Here is a 4092-nt window from a genome sequence, read left to right as displayed (position 1 = left end):
TGCTTTTATGAGCATTATTTTAGTTGAATATTCAGGTTTGCATCAAAAAGGACTCAGAGGGTATTTTAAAAGTTTTGCCCACCCTATGCCAGCGATGTTACCCTTTAATATTTTGGAAATCTTTATAAGACCCCTATCTTTGTGTATGAGACTTTTTGGAAATATTTTCGGGGGCTTTGTTATTATGGAATTGATAAGGCTGATTGTACCGGTCATTGTGCCGCTACCCTTTGGTTTTTATTTTGATGTTTTCGACGGGTTATTGCAAGCATATGTGTTTGTGTTTTTAACATCACTTTTTATGCAGGAAAAAATAGACGAGTAGAACATTGCAAAGAACAGGGAATGTATTTTACTAGAGAATGAGGAGATGAAGCTATGACAGCATTGATTGGAATAGGAGCTGGTATCGCAGTATTTACTGGTATTGGAGCGGGAGTTGGCATTGGTATTGCAACATCCAAAGCCACAGAGGCCATCGCAAGGCAGCCGGAGGCAAAGAGTGAAATTAACAAAACTCTTATTTTAGGCTGTGCGCTAGCGGAAGCAACTGCAATTTACGGCTTAGTAATTGCATTTTTAATTATCTTTTTCTCAAAATAATTTTTTAAATAAAGGAGATTATATTATGACAGCATTAATTGGAATAGGTGCAGGTATTGCCGTGTTTACTGGCATTGGAGCAGGTATTGGAATTGGAATTGCAACAGGTAAGGCAACGGAGGCTATTGCAAGACAGCCAGAGGCCAAAAGTGAAATTAACAAGACTCTTATTTTAGGTTGTGCATTGGCGGAGGCAACTGCAATTTATGGTTTGGTTATTGCATTTTTAATTATCTTTTTTTCAAAATAAGATTTAGGAGGGACCGTGAGTGTTTCATGTAGAGTTATCCTATATTATAGTTAGTATAATCAATATTCTTGTTTTATTTCTATTCTTAAAGGTGTTTTTATTTCAGCGGGTAGGCGCAGTGATTGAAAAGAGACAAAGAACCATTGAGAGTTCCTTACAGGATGCTGATCTTAAAAAGTCAGAAGCTTATCAGCTAAAACAAGACTATGAAAATGATATAAAAGAAGCAGGAAATCAGGCAGGCATCATCCTGAAAGAGGCGAAGCAAAGAGCCGAGATAGAATATGTTTCTATTATGAAGGAAGCCAAAAAGGAAGCAGCTAGAACTATGGAAGCAACTCGTAAGGCCATTGAATTGGAGAGAGAAAAATCTGTGGAAATGGCTAAAACTGAGATTGCCGATGTTGCACTGCTGGCAGCTTCCAAGTTGGTTGGTAAAAATGTAGACAATGATACCAACCAACAGTACCTTGGTGATTTCTTAAAAGAAGTAGGTGCTGCGAAATGATTACCCAGAGAGCGTTGAATTATGGAAAAGTATTGAAATTTTTGCAGGTTAAAGAAGAAGTGATGGATGCCACAGACAAACTTCTGAATAACTGTAGCGCGTTGAATGAAGTACTGGAGAACCCTGTGATCAAAAGAAAAGAAAAGTACGCTGTGATAGATGATATTTTTGAGCCTGATATAGCGGATTTTATGAAATTATTATGTGACCATAACATGATTGGCGCTTTTGGTGAAATAAAGGAAGCATATGACGCTTTGATGTTTGAACAAAGAGACGTAATGAAAGCAAAACTTTTCTATGCGACAAGGCCTGAAAATGTGCAGTTGGAGCAAATAAAGAGTATGTTGTGCCAAAAGTATAAGAAAAAAGAAGTGTTTCTCGATCTGGAAGAAGACGCTTCCCTAATTGGTGGTTTTGTTTTATATGCAGAGGGTACGGAGTTTGACAAAAGCATCAAAGGTGCATTATCAGAGTTGCAGAAAACTTTAATTGGGAGGTGGCACGTTTGAGCAACATAAATCAGACAGAAATTATTTCTGTTTTAAAAAGTGAGATAGAAGATTATGAAGTAAAAACAACGGTGAGGGAAACAGGAACCCTAATCCGTCTTGGTGATGGCATTGCCAGTGTTTATGGTCTGGATCAGGCAATGTATGGAGAATTGGTTGAATTTGAAACCGGTGTTCGCGGGATTGTACAGAATTTAGAGGCGAAATCAGTAGGTTGTATTTTATTGGGTTCAGACTATGGTCTGGGAGAAGGCGCAAAGGTAACCAGAACGAAAAAAAGAGCCGGTGTGCCGGTATCAAACAAACTGATAGGGCGTGTTGTAGATGCTTTGGGAAGTCCAATTGATGGAAAAGGTTCCATTGAAGCAGAGGATTATTTCCCTATTGAGAATGAAGCTTCCGGTGTTTGCACCAGAAAACCAGTAACAGTACCCCTACAGACAGGGATTTTGTCCATTGATTCTATGTTTCCCATTGGTAGAGGCCAGCGTGAGTTAATCATTGGAGACCGTCAGACGGGTAAAACATCTATTGCTATAGATACCATTTTAAATCAAAAAGGGCAGGATGTTATCTGTATCTATGTTGCCATTGGACAAAAGGCATCCACCGTTGCAAAACTGGTTAATACATTAAACAAACACGGCGCAATGGATTATTCTATTGTTGTTTCATCTGCTGCTAGTGATTTGGCATCACTGCAATATATTGCACCCTATTCGGGAACAGCAATGGCGGAATATTTTATGAAACAAGGGAAGGATGTTTTGATTTTTTATGATGACCTATCAAAGCATGCGGTGGCTTATCGTACCATGTCCTTACTGTTAGAGAGATCTCCTGGTAGAGAGGCATATCCCGGCGATGTATTTTATCTCCACTCCAGATTGTTAGAGCGTTCTTGCCGTTTGGACGAGGCTTATGGTGGTGGTTCCATTACAGCACTTCCGATTATCGAAACATTGGCGGGGGATGTATCAGCATACATACCTACGAATGTAATTTCTATTACTGACGGACAAATTTTTCTGGAAAGTGAATTGTTTTTTGCGGGCAACCGTCCTGCGGTAAACATTGGTCTAAGTGTTTCCCGTGTTGGTGGCGCGGCACAGAGCAAAGCCATGAAAAAGGCCGTTGGAAGCCTTCGAATCGATCTTGCTCAGTATAGGGAGATGGAAGTATTTACTCAGTTTGCTTCCGATTTGGATAAAACAACAAAGGAATTGTTGGAGCATGGAAAACATCAAATGGAATTGCTGAAGCAACCATTATCTAAGCCTTTGCCCCTACATGAGCAGGTGATTTTATTGGTGGCGGCGAATCATAAAGTGTTTTTGGATATTCCGCTAAAGGAAATGAAAACCTTCCGCAGTGATTTGATGGATTATTTTAGAGCAAAATATAGTCAGATTATTCAAGAAATCGAAGATAAAAAAGTACTTAGCGATGAATTGACTGAGAAGATTATAAGTGCAGCAAAAGAATTTAAAAAATATAGAGGAGAGCGGTAGTTTATCGTAGACTTCTTTAGTATGGATAGATGCCTTTGGGCATCGTGGAGGTTATTATGGCTAATGCGAGAGAAATCCGATCCAGAATCAAAAGTATACAGGATATTATGAAAATAACAAACGCCATGTATCTGATTTCATCGTCAAAATTAAAAAAAGCAAGAAAAAGCCTGCAAGCGACCCACCCATATTTTGAGGCACTGCAAGATACCATTTACGATATTTTGGTTCGTGCCCCTCATGTAAACTCTGCCTATTTCCGTAGGAATGATCATATTCCTGTTGAGGAAAGAAATATAGGATATTTAGTGGTGACTGCGGACAAGGGACTAGCAGGCGCATACAATCACAACGTGATTAAAAAAGCTGAGGAAGAAATGAGTAAAGGTGGGAAAAATTCACTTTTTTTGGTTGGTCAGGTTGGACGGCAACATTTCATGCGTAAGGGTCAAGCGGCAGATTGTGAGTTTTTATATATTGCCCAAGAGCCTACCCTATATCGAGCGCAAATGATTTCGGAAACAATTATGGAATTGTTTATCAAAGGTCATCTGGATGAGGTATATGTAATTTATACAGAAATGATTACACCAATGAAATCAGAGGTGAAAATGATAAAACTTCTTCCTCTGGAACGGAAGAAATTTGAACAAAGAAAATTGGGATATCCCCATGCATTGTTTGATCCCTCTCCCGAAATTGTAATGC

General features: G+C 39.0%; 7 protein-coding genes. All 7 read left to right on the top strand.

The annotated features are described in order from the left end of the window. Positions 1-325: F0F1 ATP synthase subunit A (locus RTK36_RS14335; RefSeq protein WP_312047923.1), on the top strand; the 325-nt coding region annotated here is incomplete at its 5' end. 53 nt (positions 326-378) lie between these two features. Further along, entirely contained in the window at positions 379-603 is a 225-nt protein-coding gene (atpE, locus tag RTK36_RS14330; RefSeq protein ID WP_312047922.1) for an ATP synthase F0 subunit C, read from the top strand. A gap of 25 nt (positions 604-628) precedes the next feature. Further along, on the top strand, positions 629-853 hold the full coding sequence (atpE, locus tag RTK36_RS14325; protein ID WP_256150549.1) for an ATP synthase F0 subunit C: 225 nt from the start codon (positions 629-631) through the stop codon (positions 851-853). Between the two features lie 19 nt (positions 854-872). Then, complete coding sequence (atpF, locus tag RTK36_RS14320) at positions 873-1361, top strand: F0F1 ATP synthase subunit B (protein WP_312047921.1); 489 nt, start codon at positions 873-875, stop codon at positions 1359-1361. Continuing rightward, positions 1358-1873 carry an ATP synthase F1 subunit delta gene (gene atpH / locus RTK36_RS14315; protein WP_312047920.1) on the top strand — a complete coding sequence of 172 codons (516 nt, stop codon included), beginning with the start codon at positions 1358-1360 and terminating at the stop codon, positions 1871-1873. The genes atpF and atpH overlap by 4 nt, the downstream gene beginning before the upstream one ends. Beyond that, positions 1870-3384: a F0F1 ATP synthase subunit alpha gene (gene atpA, locus RTK36_RS14310; RefSeq protein WP_312047919.1), complete on the top strand. Its 1515-nt coding sequence runs from the start codon at positions 1870-1872 to the stop codon at positions 3382-3384. The genes atpH and atpA overlap by 4 nt, the downstream gene beginning before the upstream one ends. 56 nt (positions 3385-3440) lie before the next feature. After that, positions 3441-4092 (top strand): F0F1 ATP synthase subunit gamma (locus RTK36_RS14305; protein ID WP_312047918.1); only part of this gene is annotated, 652 nt, incomplete at its 3' end.

It is taken from the genome of Anaerotignum sp. (assembly GCF_031981185.1).
Taxonomy (GTDB): Bacteria; Bacillota; Clostridia; order Lachnospirales; family Anaerotignaceae; genus Chakrabartyella.
The sequence above is the reverse complement of the archived record's forward strand: the minus strand, read 5'-3'. Positions and strand labels throughout refer to the sequence as shown.